Annotated in this window: 11 protein-coding genes and 1 pseudogene; 5 read left to right on the top strand and 7 right to left on the bottom strand. The window is 51.4% G+C overall.

Annotated features, from left to right (window positions below; translation table 11 throughout):
- Positions 1-5 precede the first annotated feature (5 nt).
- Complete coding sequence (locus tag BMX45_RS08365; protein ID WP_090909265.1) at positions 6-437, top strand: DnaJ family domain-containing protein; 432 nt, start codon at positions 6-8, stop codon at positions 435-437.
- 139 nt (positions 438-576) lie between these two features.
- Here BMX45_RS08365 and BMX45_RS08370 read toward each other — a convergent pair whose 3' ends face one another.
- The 6 genes from BMX45_RS08370 to BMX45_RS08395 form a co-directional block, all read right to left on the bottom strand.
- The gene (locus BMX45_RS08370; RefSeq protein WP_090909266.1) at positions 577-2,094 is read right to left on the bottom strand and encodes an ABC transporter substrate-binding protein; all 1,518 of its coding nucleotides are present in this window, start codon (positions 2,092-2,094) and stop codon (positions 577-579) included.
- A 26-nt stretch (positions 2,095-2,120) separates the two neighbouring features.
- The gene (locus BMX45_RS08375) at positions 2,121-2,882 is read right to left on the bottom strand and encodes a response regulator transcription factor (RefSeq protein ID WP_090909267.1); all 762 of its coding nucleotides are present in this window, start codon (positions 2,880-2,882) and stop codon (positions 2,121-2,123) included.
- On the bottom strand, positions 2,857-4,620 hold the full coding sequence (locus BMX45_RS08380) for a sensor histidine kinase (RefSeq protein WP_090909268.1): 1,764 nt from the start codon (positions 4,618-4,620) through the stop codon (positions 2,857-2,859). The genes BMX45_RS08375 and BMX45_RS08380 overlap by 26 nt, the downstream gene beginning before the upstream one ends.
- Before the next feature lie 135 nt (positions 4,621-4,755).
- Positions 4,756-6,252 carry an ABC transporter substrate-binding protein gene (locus BMX45_RS08385; RefSeq protein WP_090909269.1) on the bottom strand — a complete coding sequence of 499 codons (1,497 nt, stop codon included), beginning with the start codon at positions 6,250-6,252 and terminating at the stop codon, positions 4,756-4,758.
- Positions 6,253-6,340: 88 nt separating this feature from the next.
- Positions 6,341-7,270, bottom strand: a complete 930-nt coding sequence (locus BMX45_RS08390; protein WP_009593207.1) for a carbohydrate ABC transporter permease — start codon at positions 7,268-7,270, stop codon at positions 6,341-6,343.
- A 12-nt stretch (positions 7,271-7,282) separates the two neighbouring features.
- Positions 7,283-8,236, bottom strand: coding sequence for an ABC transporter permease (locus BMX45_RS08395; protein ID WP_090909270.1), 954 nt, complete (start codon positions 8,234-8,236; stop codon positions 7,283-7,285).
- 249 nt (positions 8,237-8,485) lie between these two features.
- On the opposite strand from BMX45_RS08395, the pseudogene BMX45_RS08400 reads away from it, so the two are divergent.
- From BMX45_RS08400 to BMX45_RS08415, 4 genes and pseudogenes are all read left to right on the top strand, one after another.
- Positions 8,486-8,737: pseudogene (locus BMX45_RS08400) on the top strand (short chain dehydrogenase); the annotation flags it as partial.
- 258 nt (positions 8,738-8,995) lie between these two features.
- Positions 8,996-10,258, top strand: a complete 1,263-nt coding sequence (locus tag BMX45_RS08405; protein ID WP_090909271.1) for a M20 family metallopeptidase — start codon at positions 8,996-8,998, stop codon at positions 10,256-10,258.
- Positions 10,259-10,291: 33 nt separating this feature from the next.
- Positions 10,292-11,089 (top strand): DUF3100 domain-containing protein, encoded by a 798-nt coding sequence (locus BMX45_RS08410; protein ID WP_015736873.1) that lies wholly within the window; start codon positions 10,292-10,294, stop codon positions 11,087-11,089.
- Positions 11,086-11,568: a hypothetical protein gene (locus tag BMX45_RS08415; protein WP_015736872.1), complete on the top strand. Its 483-nt coding sequence runs from the start codon at positions 11,086-11,088 to the stop codon at positions 11,566-11,568. The genes BMX45_RS08410 and BMX45_RS08415 overlap by 4 nt, the downstream gene beginning before the upstream one ends.
- 148 nt (positions 11,569-11,716) lie before the next feature.
- Here BMX45_RS08415 and BMX45_RS08420 read toward each other — a convergent pair whose 3' ends face one another.
- Positions 11,717-14,089, bottom strand: coding sequence for an ABC transporter permease (locus BMX45_RS08420; RefSeq protein WP_090909272.1), 2,373 nt, complete (start codon positions 14,087-14,089; stop codon positions 11,717-11,719).

Below are 14,089 nucleotides of genomic sequence, written 5' to 3' on the forward strand. Positions count from 1 at the left end.
CCGAAATGGATTTGAACAATGACCCTAAAGAAATGGCTTCTGCTGCTGAAGAAAATCAGCAAAACGAAAAAGAACGACGCCCGATGTCGACCAGCAGCGGGCTCCTGGAATCGGCGATCGACAAGTTTGCCAGAGAAGGCGGCTTTGACAATCTGCCGTTCAAGGGAAAGCCGATTAAGATCGAGGACGGCGATGTGCTAACCAGTATCATGAAGAACGCGAATTACCAGCCGGCATGGGTGGAGCTGAGAAAAGAAATCGCCGCCGACATCAAGCGTCTTTTGGACCTTCAGGAGCCGAATGCGATTCCCGAATCCGAGGTGGAGACCATCAACCAGAAAATTATGAAGTATAACCGAATGGTCCCGAATCCGCAGCTGCAAAAAGGCCTCCTGTCCGGAAACAACTTGCACGCAGCCTACGATAAATGGGAGTAAAGAATATCTTACAAGTGCTCCCCGTTACCGTTCAGGGGAACAAGCGAAAGAGACTCTGAAGCTATTCGCTTTAGGGTCTCTTTCGAATAGGGTCCGCTCGGGCCAAGGTCGAGCCAACAGGGGAAGCGGGTGCCAGCACTTACTTCCTGCCGCTGCGCCAAGCATCCAGCTGCTTCTGCACCTCTCGTATCACGTCATCCATGCCTGCTTGCTTCAGTTCCTCGTTAAATTTGGGGAGGATCGCATCGACATCCACGGAGCCCGTCATGAGGCTTGGATAATATTTCTGCCAGACCATCTCGATGTTATCGGTTTGAGCGGTCAGCGCGGATAGATCCGGCGTGAATCCAAGTACGGTGGAATTGACGACTCCGGCGTTGTATTGACGGAATTGCTCCCATTTGTCGAGGGGGTCCGGGTTATCGCCGCCCATGGTTTTCAGGATAAACCAATTTCCCTGAGTGTACTGCACGCCTGAATAGCTGCTTGCGGGCGCATCGGGGATCGGTTCGCCATGGCTGTCTTTGTCGGTTATCAACACGACCTGCCCCTGTTCGTCCAATGTGTAGTGAATGCCTTCGATCCCATAATTGAATAAATTCCGTACTTCGGGGTCCGTATTGAGCAAATTCAGAAACTTAATGCATTCGACGGGGTGCTTGGTATTGGCATTAACGGTCATGATGCCTCCCCGGACGGATTCCGTAGTAACGGTGCTGGGGGTTACGGGATTCGCTACAATCTTATAACCGCGATCCTTGCTCCAAGTCGTCTCCGAGAGCGGCCCCCCGCCGGAGGACTTCCAGAACACCTTGGCGCCTCGTTTGAGCCCTCCCGGCTCGCGCAGCGCCGCGTCCTTATTGATGAAGCCTTGTTTATAATAATGCCGCAGCGTATCGAGAACCTGCCGGGCTTCCTTGGTTTCGAAGATATTCACCACCGGTGCGTCCGGGTCCAGCGATTTGATCATCAAGGGCACTTTATGGTTCATGATGTATTCGTATCCGTAGAGAGCGAAGAAATTATGGGAATCCCGATCCAACTCCATCGGGATGTAATCCGGCTCTTTCTGCTGAATCATCCGGAGGAGAGGCTCAAGCGATTCCAGCGTATTGTACTTGGTGATGTCGATATGGTGTTTGTCCACGATCGAGGCGGGGTACATCCACTGATCGCGTACGGCTAACTCCTTATTGGTAGGGACGCCGTAAATGCTGCCGTCGTTCATGCGGACCCCTTGCCAAAAGGTGGGATCGATGGCCTCGTACATATCTTTGCCCAGGCCGGCCAGGTGGTCATCAAGCCTCAGCCAGGCTCCGCGCATCGCGGTGGTTGCATAGTCGGGCGCAAAAGCAATGTCGAACGGGCTTCCGGCGGATATCAGCGTGTTCAGCCGATCTTCATACTCCTGCCAGCTTACCTTGATATAGGTGATCGTCACGCCGATCTTGCGAGCCATGATTTCATTGATTTTATCATTGACGAGGCGAAGATCCTTGTCGGGCTCACCGATCGTATAATAGATCAGGTTGACCGTGTCGCCGACATGCGGTTCGTCGTCATAACCAGGCTGTCCGAAGCAGCCGGTTGTATAGAATGTGAACAGCAGCAGGCTGATCATCTTTAAAGACCGTAAACGTCTAGCGTATTTAACCATCGATGTCCTCCTTTCCGCCACGTATGTTACCCTTTTCCCCGCAGTTCAGAAGGAGATTTTCCGAAAAAGCTGTGAAAGTGCGTATAAAAATAATTGAGGTTGTTGTATCCCACGGAAAACGCGATATAGGAAATTTTCTCATCCGTCGATTGAATTCTCTCCTGTGCCAGAAGCATGCGGTAAGCCATCAGGTATTCGGAAAACTTCATAGCGGTTTCTTTGAGAAACAATTGTCCAAGGTAGGTGCTGTTCATCTGGAAACGCTCCGCCACGGATTTCAAGGTGATGTTTTGAGCATACTCCGTCCTGATCATCAGCAGAATCCGGTTCACCAGCTTGGATAAGGTGTCATAGCTAACGCCAAGCACCGGATCCTGGTTCAAGCTTTCGCCGTTTCGGTCACCTATCGAACCGCCCAGATCCTCGACGATGATCTTCTCGATCACTTGCTGCAGCTTGGTACGTTCGACCGGCTTGAGCAGATAGTCTTTGACGCCGCACCGAATGGCTTCCTGGGCATACTTGAATTCGCTGTAGCCGCTCATGATGATGTATTTCGTAGGGATTTTAAATTCGTTGAGTCTCTGGATCGCTTCATATCCAAGCTCCTTGCCGATGCAGACATCGAAAATGGCGACGTCCGGCAGCAGGTCCACCACCTTGGACATCGCTTCCCCCGTGGATTCACAGGTTTCGATTCGTCCAAATCCGTATTGCTTCCAATCCAGGATTCGCTTCATTCCCTCCAAAATCTGAGGTTCGTCATCCACAATCATCAGTTTGTACATGTTCAATCACCTCTTTTGAAATCCGTACGGAAATCTTGACTCCAGCTTCCTCATTATTCTCAATCTCGATCGAAAGGCCGTTTCCATAGAAGAAATGGAGGCGCGTATATACGTTGCGCAGTCCGATACTATGGGAAGAAGTTTCATCATGGTTGGACAGCGTGCTGCGCACGATATCCAAACGCTCCGGCGGAATCCCGCTTCCGTTGTCCACGAATTCCAGCACATAACCATCATCCGCTTCAAAGCCGTTGACGACGTACAGGTTAAACTCATGATTCGCGTTAAAGCCATGAATGAAAAAATTTTCAGCCAGGGGCTGCATCCAGAATTTCACGGTAGGGATCGAGTGCAGCGCCGGCTCGACATTAATTTGATAATAAAAACGTTCGGGATACTTGAACTCCATAATCTCCAAGTACTTCTGCAGCAATTCCAGCTCGCTAGCAATCGAGATGATATTTTCCTTTTTGACGATTTCACGATAGAGCGTGCCTAACGTAGCAATGGCGTCGGCGGTGTCTCGGTCCTGATTCACTAGGGCCGTGGAGCGGATAACCTCCAGCGTATTGTATAAAAAATGAGGGTTGATTTGGTGTTGAAGCGCTTTCATTTCGGTTTCCTGCTGCTTGATCTTGAGCAGATACTCATTGCGGATGTGCTTGTCCAGCTGTTGAATCATATCGTCCAATTCCCGGGCGATCATGCCATATTCGTTGCGACGGTACCGGGCGGGGCGGTTCGGCGTAAAATTGGCCATTTTCACCCGTCCGATCGATTGAATGATGCGGCGGAGGAAGAGGGCATCGTCCCGCATATTGTATGCGATGAGAAGAAGCACGCTGACCATGGCCGTCAATACGATCAGAAAGATGGCGACCAGCATCCCGGCATGCTGACGAATCAGCATGGATAAATCAATGATGCTAATAAATTTGAAATTAAACTTGGTGGACGGAAAGGAAACGAACAAGATATGCTTCCATACACCCCTTGATATAAAACCATGGCTGCGGCCGTCTGCCTCGGCCAGTCGGGACATCTCCTCCAAGTCCTGGTCCTGCCCGTTGCCGATGAGGTAGGTTTCGCCGGTAGCACTGACCGCGGCGGCATTGCCAAACCGGAAATTGCGAATGGATTTAAAGATTTGATCGCTGCTGACCAAAAAGCGCATTTCCCCGAACTCCTGAGCGCCCGGCGTCGGATTCGACAGTTTCTTGCGATAGATGAAGCCCTTCATGATCGTATCGCGGAACGCCTCGTCCGTATTCGGCAGCCCGAAGGTAAAGCTTGTTATCCCGTGCTCATTAAACCGTACGACATTGCCGTAATGGCCGGTATGCAGGCTAATCTGCGTGATTTCGCCCTGCGCCCAGCTGTACAGATAGGTCTTCACATCCTCGGGAAACGAAACCAGCGGCTGGGAGAAATGGCTGTTCTGCAGCCTGCTGGTTAAATAGCCTTCCGCGCTGCTGCTTAGAAAGCTGCGAGCATCGTCCATCAGTCCGGGATTGGAGTAGATGCGCTGCATGTAAGCCTCGATTCGGTCAGCATCATATTGCAGCTCATTCTCCACGCGCGCAAAGGCATTAGCCGCCTCGATGCGGGCATTGCCCACCCATTGATTCAGCAGCATGGCACTGGTCAGCGTACCAAGCGTCAGACCGATGACCACGACGAAGATGACATAGGCAATAAACTTGTGGCGGTAGATTTTGATTTGTAAAAATGAGCCCATACGACACCTCAATTGCAGCAGGTCGCTTTAAATATGCGCAGCTTAATCTCAATGTAACACGATTCACGCCAAGCTTCATAGATAGGATGGAAAAAGCATCCCTTAAAAGTGTCCTAATAAGGGATGCGCAGGAATTTACTTGAAGTAATTATTGATCTGCTCCTGGGCGGCTTGCATGATCGTGTCCATGCCGGCCGACTTTAATTCAGCGGTGACCTTCGGTATCACTTTCTCCGGATCGGATGCTCCTGTAATGATTTCATATTTGTATTTATCCCACACGGCCTGGCAGTTCGCCACTTCGGTCTGAAGCTCGGTGATGTCCAGCGCAAAGCCGAGGACGGTGGAGGAGGTCGCTGCATCGTTCAGCTTTTTAACCTGCTCCCATTGATCTTCAGGAGCGCCTTTTGTAACCGCCAGATTAAAGAACGTGCCTTGCGTGTAAGCCGCGAGCGGCCAAGTATCGGATGTACGCTCAATCACTTTTTCGCCATCGACGTTGTTGTAATCCACGCCCAACTCGCCGAATGCGAGCATATTGCGAAGTTTAGGATCCGTATTCACCAACTCGAGGTATTTCAAGGCCTCCTTCTTATACTTGGAATTTGCCGAAATCGCGTTCAGCGAGCCTTGAATCGTACTGGTGGTATAGATCGGCCCGTAATGCTGAACCATATCGTACTTCTCGATGGCGTCATTGATCTGCCAGCTGATCTCGGCTCCCGGGAATGCTTGGGCCGCAAAGAACGGTCTGCCTTTATCGTTCTCCGTCTTCGTCGGCGCATCCGGGTTGATGATGCCATCCTGGTACCATTGATGCAGCAGCTTCAGATTAGCCATAATATCAGGCTGCTCCAGGACGGAGACAACCGTGCGCGATGCGTCGTCCGCTTTGACGCCGATCGGAGGGAAGCCAAGAGTTAAATCGTCATAGTCGTTAAAGAAACCGTTCAAGCCTTCGCCTTGCGTCATTGGCAGCGGATAGAAGCTTTTGCCTTCGCCGGCCTTCATGTCATGAAGCGGCTTATCCAGGTCCTGCAGTGTTTTGATATTGTTGATGTCGATATTGTACTTTTGCACGTACTTATCATCGAATACCCAGTACTGCGTCAGCGCGGAGTCCTTGTAAGTCGGTACGGAATAATATTTGCCGCCGATCTTTGTGCCTTCCCATACCTTCTCGGGAATCAATTTATACAAGTCCGGCGTTTCGCTCTGAACCAGATCCGTAATATCGGCAAACGCGCCCATAGCCACTTGTTTGCTGTATTTGCCGCTGTTCGTGAACATGATGTCGAATGGCTCGCCGGTATTCACGATGGTATTCATTTTGGTGTCCCATTCGCCCCAGCTGGCTACCTTGATGTCGACCTTCACACCAATCTTCTCGGCCGTGTAGGCATTCATGGCATCCACCGCTTTGCTGAAATTGTTAGGCACTTGGCCGCCGATGGTCCACCAGGTCAACGTCGGTACATCCTTGCTTGCCGTTTCGGTGTCATTGGATGTGTCCGGCGTCGCTTGGGATCCGTCTGTCGCAGGTGCGGGCTTCGAGCCGCCACAGGCTGCCAAAGCCGTCAACATAAGCGTCAGCACGCACAGCGTAGAGATGAACTTTAATGCTCTTTTCATTTCATTTCCCCCTTTTTGAAGTTGAATTACCTGAGTGTGTATAGCGGATATTTATCATAAACCAAGCTTGTCTTGGTTTATTTCGTCATTAGCCCTTCACGGCGCCGACCGTCAATCCGGAAATGAAATACTTCTGGAAGAAAGGGTAGGCGAATGCTACAGGCAGCACGATGAGAATGGCGACCGCCATGCGGGCGGATTCCTTCGGCATCGTTGCGACGAGCATGGCATAACTTACGCCCATACTCGCTGCATTCTTCGCGAGTGCGTCCACATTGCTCATTAGGCTGTTGAGCAGCGCTTGCAGGGAATACAGGTTCTGGTTGTCGATATACAGCATCGATTGGAACCAGTCGTTCCAGTAAGCAAAGCAGAGAAACAGTCCGATGGTGGCGATGACCGGCAGCGAGATCGGCATGATGATGGAGAAGAAGATTCGCAGCTGGCTCGCGCCGTCGATTTCGGCTGATTCGATCAGCCCGTCGGGAATCGTGCTTTTGAAAAAGGTTTTGCATATGATGACGTTGAACGATGAAACGGCGAGCGGGAGAATCAGCGCCCAGATGCTATCTTTCAGTCCCAGCAAATTCGTGTTGATGAAGTAGCTGGATACCAAGCCGCCGTTGAATACCATCGGAATGAATACCACCCAGGTCAGAAATCCCCTCAGCTTATAGTTGGGGCGAGAGAGAACGTAACCCATGGAGGCGGTCAGCAGCACCCCGAGCACGGTACCGACCACGGTAACGAGGGCGGATACACCGAGGGCCCGCAGAATCATCGTTCCCTGTTTGATGATGTAGACGTAAGCCTCGGCCGACATGGCGACCGGCAGCAGATGATATCCGGTCTCACGGATGGACTCCTCGCTGGAGAAGGAGATGGACAGGACAACGATTACAGGTATGACGCAGAGCAGCGCCAACAGAATGAAGATCAGGTTGAACAAAAGGTTGACGGCTTTGTTTGTACGGTTAAACTTCTCAAGGCCTGTCTGATAAGTAGATTTCGATGTCATCTTCTTGCCTCCTTACATCATCGCGCTATCGGGATCGATTCGGCGTACGATCCAGTTAGCGGCCAGAATCGTAGCGCATCCCAGAACAGACTGTACGAATGCGGCTGCGGATGCCATGCCAACGGTAGCCGTTTTCAGTTGTTTATACACCATGACATCGATCGTGGTCGCCACATTAAACAGCGAATTGGAGTCTCGCGTGACCTGATAGAACAAACCGAAATCGGTGTAAAAGATGCGCCCTACCGCCAGTATGAACATCATAACGATCACCAGCTTGAGCATGGGCAGCGTAATGAATCTTGTCTGCTGCCAAATGGACGCGCCATCGATGACGGCTGCTTCATAATAGGTGCTGTCAATGCTCGTGATGGTCGCCAGATAGATGACCATGCCATAGCCCAGGCCCTTCCAGACATTCAAGAGAATCAGAAAAAACGGCCAATACTTCGGCTCCATATACCAGTTAATGGGATCGCTGCCCATCGAGACGAGCATTTGATTGACGATCCCTTTATCAAAGCTCAGGAACGCCCAGCCTACGGCGGATACGACGACCCACGACAGGAAATAGGGGAGGAACATCATCGTCTGATAGACTTTGCTGGCTTTGCGGCTGTGGAGGAGGCCGATCATGATCGCGAACAGGACGGGCAGAATGATCCCCAGCACAATAAACACAATGTTGTATCCGATCGTGTTTCGAATAATGATCCAGGCGTCATTCGACTTGAATAGAAACTCGAAGTTTTTGAACCCGATCCAAGGGCTGTTGAACACATTGCTCAAGAATCCGCCGCTAATCTTGAAATTTTTGAAGGCGATTATGATCCCGAACATCGGTAAGAAACTAAACAGGATGTACCAGATCGTGGTGGGCAGCGCCAAGAGGGTCAATTCCGTATCCTGCTTGTGCCAACGCATTCGTAAGCGCTTTCGTTTTTTGGGTTCGGCTTGAGAGCTCATGTCTGTCACTCCTTACGGTGTAATCTCGCTTGTCGTGCACTTGTTGATTTCATTGTATAAGAGGAGGAAACGCGGCTTCCAGATAACAAACTTGATACTATAGTCAACAAACGTTAGGTTCGAAAGACTTGTTAGGACGGACATTTACAGAACATGGTTTTTTATTATAATATTTCAAGGCCGTTCTCCAAGAGATCTTTCAATGTTTTCAAGCAAAACCGGGGGTATAATATATTTGAAATCTCACAGAATGACGGAGGAAGCTTTACCTTAACAACCGGAATTATGATGGATGATCCCATTCCTCAGGGCGCATCGGCAGCCATGGCAAACGGCGGTGTGAAGGCATTCGTTAAATCCGCAGCTATTGAAATGCCGAGGGGAATTCGCATAAACAGCGTAAGCCCTAATGTTTTAGTGGAGTCCTTAGATAAATATGGCGATTTTTTCCCGGGCTTTGAAGCCGTGCCGGCCGCACGTGTAGCGCTTGCATATAAATAGAGTGTGGAAGGGGCTCAAACCGGGCAAAACTATGAAGTTTATTAATGAAAAAAGTGCACAAAACTAGAAAAAGAATCCGGGCTTAATCCGGATTCTTTTTTCTTTCGTTCATCTGCAGTTATCAAACAAAGGGAAAACTAGAGCGTTATATGTAAATATAATCACTTCTATAGGAAAATAATATAACGTGATTTTTATTGACACAATTAAGAAAACTAAACTAACATTAGGATTATTTTCATCAAGAGGGAGGCAGCTATGAGTTTTAAAGAACAGTACGAAGAAATTGCTGGTGTAGGACAGACCATATTCGATAACCCTGAGCTTGGCTACAAGGAATTTAAAACCAATCAAACGGTGGCGGATTTTCTGAAAAAGGTTAATCCGGATATCGAGCTGCAATCATTCAGCACAACCGGCCTTCGGACAACGCTTGGCGGCGGCAAGCCGCTTAACATCGCTTTTATTGCGGAGCTTGATGCGGTATATGCTCCAACCCATTGGCGATCGGACGAGGCAACGGGTGCGGCACACAATTGCGGTCATTATACGCAGGTGGCGATTGCGCTGGCTTTATACCAACATTATTTCGAGTCCAAGGCGTACGACGCTTTGGATTATAGTCTGACGTTTATTTTCATTCCGGCAGAGGAGTATTTGGATCTCGCTTACAGGGACGAGCTGCTCGGAAGCGGGAAGATCTCCTATTACGGAGGAAAACCCGAAGCGATGAAACTCGGCGTGTTCGACGATATCGACATCGGGCTGTGCGTGCACGCCATGGGAGGAGAGTTTGCCGAGCGCACGATCGAAATCAACTGCGACCTGGCCGGATTCTTATATAAGCATTACACGTTTACCGGAAAAGCAACCCACGCCGGTTTCGATCCCTTCTCCGCCAAAAATGCCTACAGCATGTCGACCCTGTTCAATGTGGCGTTAGGCCTCAGCAGGCAGCAAATGAAGGACAGCGAGAAGGTCCGCATGAACCCGATCGTCCTGGAGTCCGACATGTCGACAAACGTCATTCCCAATCGGATTACGGTTGGCAGCGATCTGCGCACCCAGTCGGTGGACTACATGAAGGAAGCGGCCTCCAAGATGGACGATGCGGCCAGGGGCAGCGCGCTGGCCCTTCAAGGCGAGGTCGAGATTAAGACGCAGATGGGATATTTGCCGTTCGTTCAGGACCGGTATTTGTCCGAGTTCGTGCTGGAGGCGTTCCAGGATAACGAGGAAATCGCGCGTATTTGGAACAACAACGCCATCAGCGCTGCAGGAGACATTGGGGATTTAGCCTTCATGATGCCCTGCATTCAAATCGGCTACAGCGGCTTTACGGGAACGATCCACGGCGACGATTTCAAGGATATCGATCCGGAATTTATTTATGAAGTGTTCCCGAGATTTATAACGCAGGTGCTGGAGCGCATGAGCGGACGCATCGACCGTTCGAAGCTGTACCGCCGCACATTCGCCGAATACGAGCAGCTCCTTGCTTCGATCGTTGGCTCCCATTAAGAAACAGAAAAACAGAAAAGAGGACATCATGGCATGAAGTTAAAACTACAGTATCTCTATTTGCTTGCATTCGTGCTCATTGTTATAGCGGTTGCCGAATTTATCGGCATTCAGTCCATCCAGGTCGGCTCCGTGAAAATAAGCCTGCTTCCACTCGTATTCGCCATTTTGATCACGATGGTGCTCGGCTTGTCGATATTCCGGAAAGGCTTGATGAAGAAAATTTACAGCAAGGAAAACGTCGGTTTCTCCAGCAAGTACCTGATCTTTATTATGCTGCCGCTCATGGCGAGATACGGCGCCGACGTTGCTCCTAGATTAGAAGAAATCTTAAAAGTAGGCTGGGTATTCATCATTCAGGAAATCGGCAACCTGGGGACGATTCTGCTCGGACTTCCCATCGCCATCCTGCTCGGCCTGAGAAGGGAAGCCATCGGCGCTACGCTTGGACTTGGAAGGGAAGGGGAACTTGCTTACATCTCCGAGAAGTATACGCTCGACTCCGACGAAGGCCGCGGGGTACTGTCCCTCTATATTATCGGTACCCTATTCGGCACGCTGTTCTTCAGCATTCTGGCGCCGGTGATGGTTGCCGCCGGCTTCTCGATCGAAGCGCTGGCGATGTCCTCCGGGGTCGGTTCCGCCAGCATGATGACAGGCTCTTCTTCGGCGTTAATTGCGCATTCTCCTGAGATGACGGAGACCATTAACGGATACGCTGCTGCAAGCCAGCTGCTTACCAGCTTCCTCGGAACGTATACGATGGTATTTCTCGCAGTGCCGCTGCAGCGGTTTATGTACAAATTAATGGTCAGAGGTGAAAAGAAATGAGCACAGGTTTGAATAAATACGCAAAATACGCCCTCGTCCTGCTGCTTAGCGTCGGTCTTATTTTATTTACGGAGCAAATGAAATTCATCAAAAACGGAGAGGGCCATATTACGATGGGGACGATTGCCGGCTTATCCGTGCTTTGGCTTTTTTCCTTCATCGGCGTTCTGATCTCGACGCTCATGAAAAAGGTTCCGCTGAAATTCCTGCAGGAATTCCCGGTGCTCGGCTGGGTATCGATCGTTTCGCTGATCTGCTGCCTGATTTCGGATGTGTTTGTGGACGCCATTGCCAACGTCAACTTTTTGTCCATCACCACTCCGATTTTGGCGTTCGCCGGCATTTCCGTAGCCGACAGGCTGGTTGATCTTCGCAAAACCTCCTGGCGCGTCGCGATCGTTGCGGTGTTCGTGTTCACGGGCACGTACGTGGGAAGCGCGCTGTTGTCAGAGCTCGGCCTCTATTTGTCCGGTAAGTAAAATATGGAACAAAGCCAAGAAGCTAAAAAAGATGACCTCCGAAAAGCGGAGGTCATCTTTTTCTCGTTCAACAGCGAAACGGATAGCTTTCGCCTCGTTTGGTAAATGGCTCATTTGTCTGCCGCAGCCCCGTTCTCGTTGACTTTCCTCAAGAATCCGTCACCAGCACTCGCAAGGAGGTGCGGTCAAGGGCTCGCGAAGCCAACCAGCAGCCGCTGACGGCAATGGCAAGAGCGATTAGCGTCAGGCCAATCGCCAGCGGCCACTCCATGACCAGCGGCAGCTTGACGATGCCGTAGGCAGACAGCAAGCCGCGTAGCACGGCTGGCAGCGCGTAGATTCCGCATACTATGCCAACCAGCGTACCGAGGGCAGCGAGTCCGGCAATGCCGCTTGTCAACGCGCGGCGGATGTCGGATGCCGTCAGGCCGAGCGAAGCGTAAATGCCGTAGGTTTTCGTTTCCTTGCGAATATGCAGGCGGCAAGTACTATAGACGATCAGGCAAGTGACGGCGAGGAACAGAAGGGCCAGCATGCTCATCGGAATGAGCAGCACGGCAGCGGCCTCCTTGAATACGGAATCCAGCAGCACTTCCTGCTTGAGGGCCTGGATCACCGGACTATAGCGTTGATTCAGCTGTCGCACGAACTCATCGCTATCCGCTTGGTTCCGAAGTTGAACAAACCCGGCGTCCGGATTGATCTCCCCGACAAGGTCCGATGTGATCCGAGCGATATTCGACATGTTGGAAATGGACTGAAACGTGCCGGTGATCAGCAGCTGATGCGGTTTGCCTTCGATGTAGATCGTGACGGCATCGCCAATATCTTTATTCAATTTGCGGGCAATGTTGACTCCGATCGTAATTTCGTTAGGCAGCACGGGGTTCCGGCCTGACAGCGAGGCCAATCCCATCTCGTCCATGCTGCCTTCCACCACGGTCAGCGGGAGGCTGAACGTCGGCTGAGTGCCATCTGCTTGCGCAACAACTCCAATAGCCGAGCCGGACCAGTTCAGGCTGAGGACCCGGGGATCCTTCTCGATATAAGATTGCATTTCTGTACGATCCATTCCGTCAGCGTTGATCACCATGATGGCGATATCCGCATCGTCGTAGCCCCACTGGGCGGAGGTTTCGCTGATGCGATAGACGCTCGTTACCAGCAGGGTGCCAAAGACGAGCACCGCCGCGGTTATGCTCATCAACAGAAAGATCAGCGCCGCCCCTTTTTTGTTGCCGGTCACATGCTTCCATCCGATGACGGCGGGTACGGACCATCGGTCCAGCAGCCTTGTGCCGGTTCCATGTCGATGGGCATGGGTATGCGAAGACTCCGACATGCCATAGCGGATTGCCTGAATCGGCTCGATATGGCGCGTTTTGGCTGCATAGAGGATAACGCACAAGAGGATGATGATCAGCATGCCGATGCCGGTCCAGATTGCGACCCCCAGCGCCTGCACGGACACTGGCGCCGCCTCGGATTTGAGGAAGGATAAGGAATTCTGAATAATGATATCCGACAGCAGACGACTGCCGATCAGGGCAGGGATCAAGGCGATTACCGTCATCAAGCCGTACTGCAGCATATAGGTGACGATGATGCGTTCGGAGGTCATGCCGATGGATTTGAGAATGCCGATTGTGCGGTAATTGGACAGGATCGTGTCCGTGATCGTAAAGCCGATCGTAAGCAAGGCGACAGCAATCATGACCAGTCCGAGGAAACTCATGACGAAGCCGATCACTTTGTTCATGATAAAGTAAAAGGCGGACAGCTCGGCAAACGAAACGCGTTCTTCCAAAAACGGCGATCCGAGCGCTTGCTCAAAGCGCTGCCAGTAGTCCCCGCTTTGTTCGGGATGCGCATAGCGAAGCGACACCAGGTACTGCTCCGGCGTGGACAAGCCGCCCATGGTCGAAAGGTAGTCCGCTTCGTTCATCCAGATGCGGGCAGTGGTGGTGAAGGGGCCGCCATGTGACAGGTCAATAACGATAGCGCCGATCGTGAATTGTACCGGGGCAGCCCCGGCCGTGAACACCAGTTCATCGCCGATTTCCATGCCGTATTTGTAGGCGAGCGAGGTGGGCACCCAGACGGTTCCGGCTTCCGGAACGGTCAGTTGAGACGGTCCGGCGCCGGGGAGCGGATGATTGACCCCATGCGGCATCGGAGGTGTATCGATCATATACAGATACAGATTGGGCAGTTCTTCCCCGTTATAAACCAAGCCGGTCCAAGGCTTGTAAGGAATAAGGCTGGAGGCGGTCACGCCCTCCTGGGTTGACCACCAATCGGCAACCATGCGTTCATCATGCAGCCCGCGGGTCATATTTATGATTTCATGGGCACCTTGAGCAGCCGTATGGCGCTCTTCGAATACATTTTCCGTATTCATCAAGACCGTGAAAGCGGTGCTGACTAATAGAGCAGATAGCGCAATGAGCAATGCGATCAGCGCGTTTTGCAATTTTCGTTTGCGAATGTTCCCCCAGCATAGCGTCAAAATGGCACGCAT

This window comes from Paenibacillus sp. cl141a (assembly GCF_900109305.1).
Taxonomy (GTDB): domain Bacteria; phylum Bacillota; class Bacilli; order Paenibacillales; family Paenibacillaceae; genus Paenibacillus_AQ; species Paenibacillus_AQ lautus_A.

Coding starts and splice junctions, on each gene's coding strand:
- BMX45_RS08365 (WP_090909265.1), top strand. CDS start 6: ATGGATTTGAACAATGACCCTAAAGAAATGGCTTCTGCTGCTGAAGAA.
- BMX45_RS08370 (WP_090909266.1), bottom strand. CDS start 2,094: ATGGTTAAATACGCTAGACGTTTACGGTCTTTAAAGATGATCAGCCTG.
- BMX45_RS08375 (WP_090909267.1), bottom strand. CDS start 2,882: ATGTACAAACTGATGATTGTGGATGACGAACCTCAGATTTTGGAGGGA.
- BMX45_RS08380 (WP_090909268.1), bottom strand. CDS start 4,620: ATGGGCTCATTTTTACAAATCAAAATCTACCGCCACAAGTTTATTGCC.
- BMX45_RS08385 (WP_090909269.1), bottom strand. CDS start 6,252: ATGAAAAGAGCATTAAAGTTCATCTCTACGCTGTGCGTGCTGACGCTT.
- BMX45_RS08390 (WP_009593207.1), bottom strand. CDS start 7,270: ATGACATCGAAATCTACTTATCAGACAGGCCTTGAGAAGTTTAACCGT.
- BMX45_RS08395 (WP_090909270.1), bottom strand. CDS start 8,236: ATGAGCTCTCAAGCCGAACCCAAAAAACGAAAGCGCTTACGAATGCGT.
- BMX45_RS08405 (WP_090909271.1), top strand. CDS start 8,996: ATGAGTTTTAAAGAACAGTACGAAGAAATTGCTGGTGTAGGACAGACC.
- BMX45_RS08410 (WP_015736873.1), top strand. CDS start 10,292: ATGAAGTTAAAACTACAGTATCTCTATTTGCTTGCATTCGTGCTCATT.
- BMX45_RS08415 (WP_015736872.1), top strand. CDS start 11,086: ATGAGCACAGGTTTGAATAAATACGCAAAATACGCCCTCGTCCTGCTG.
- BMX45_RS08420 (WP_090909272.1), bottom strand. CDS start 14,089: ATGCGTGCCATTTTGACGCTATGCTGGGGGAACATTCGCAAACGAAAA.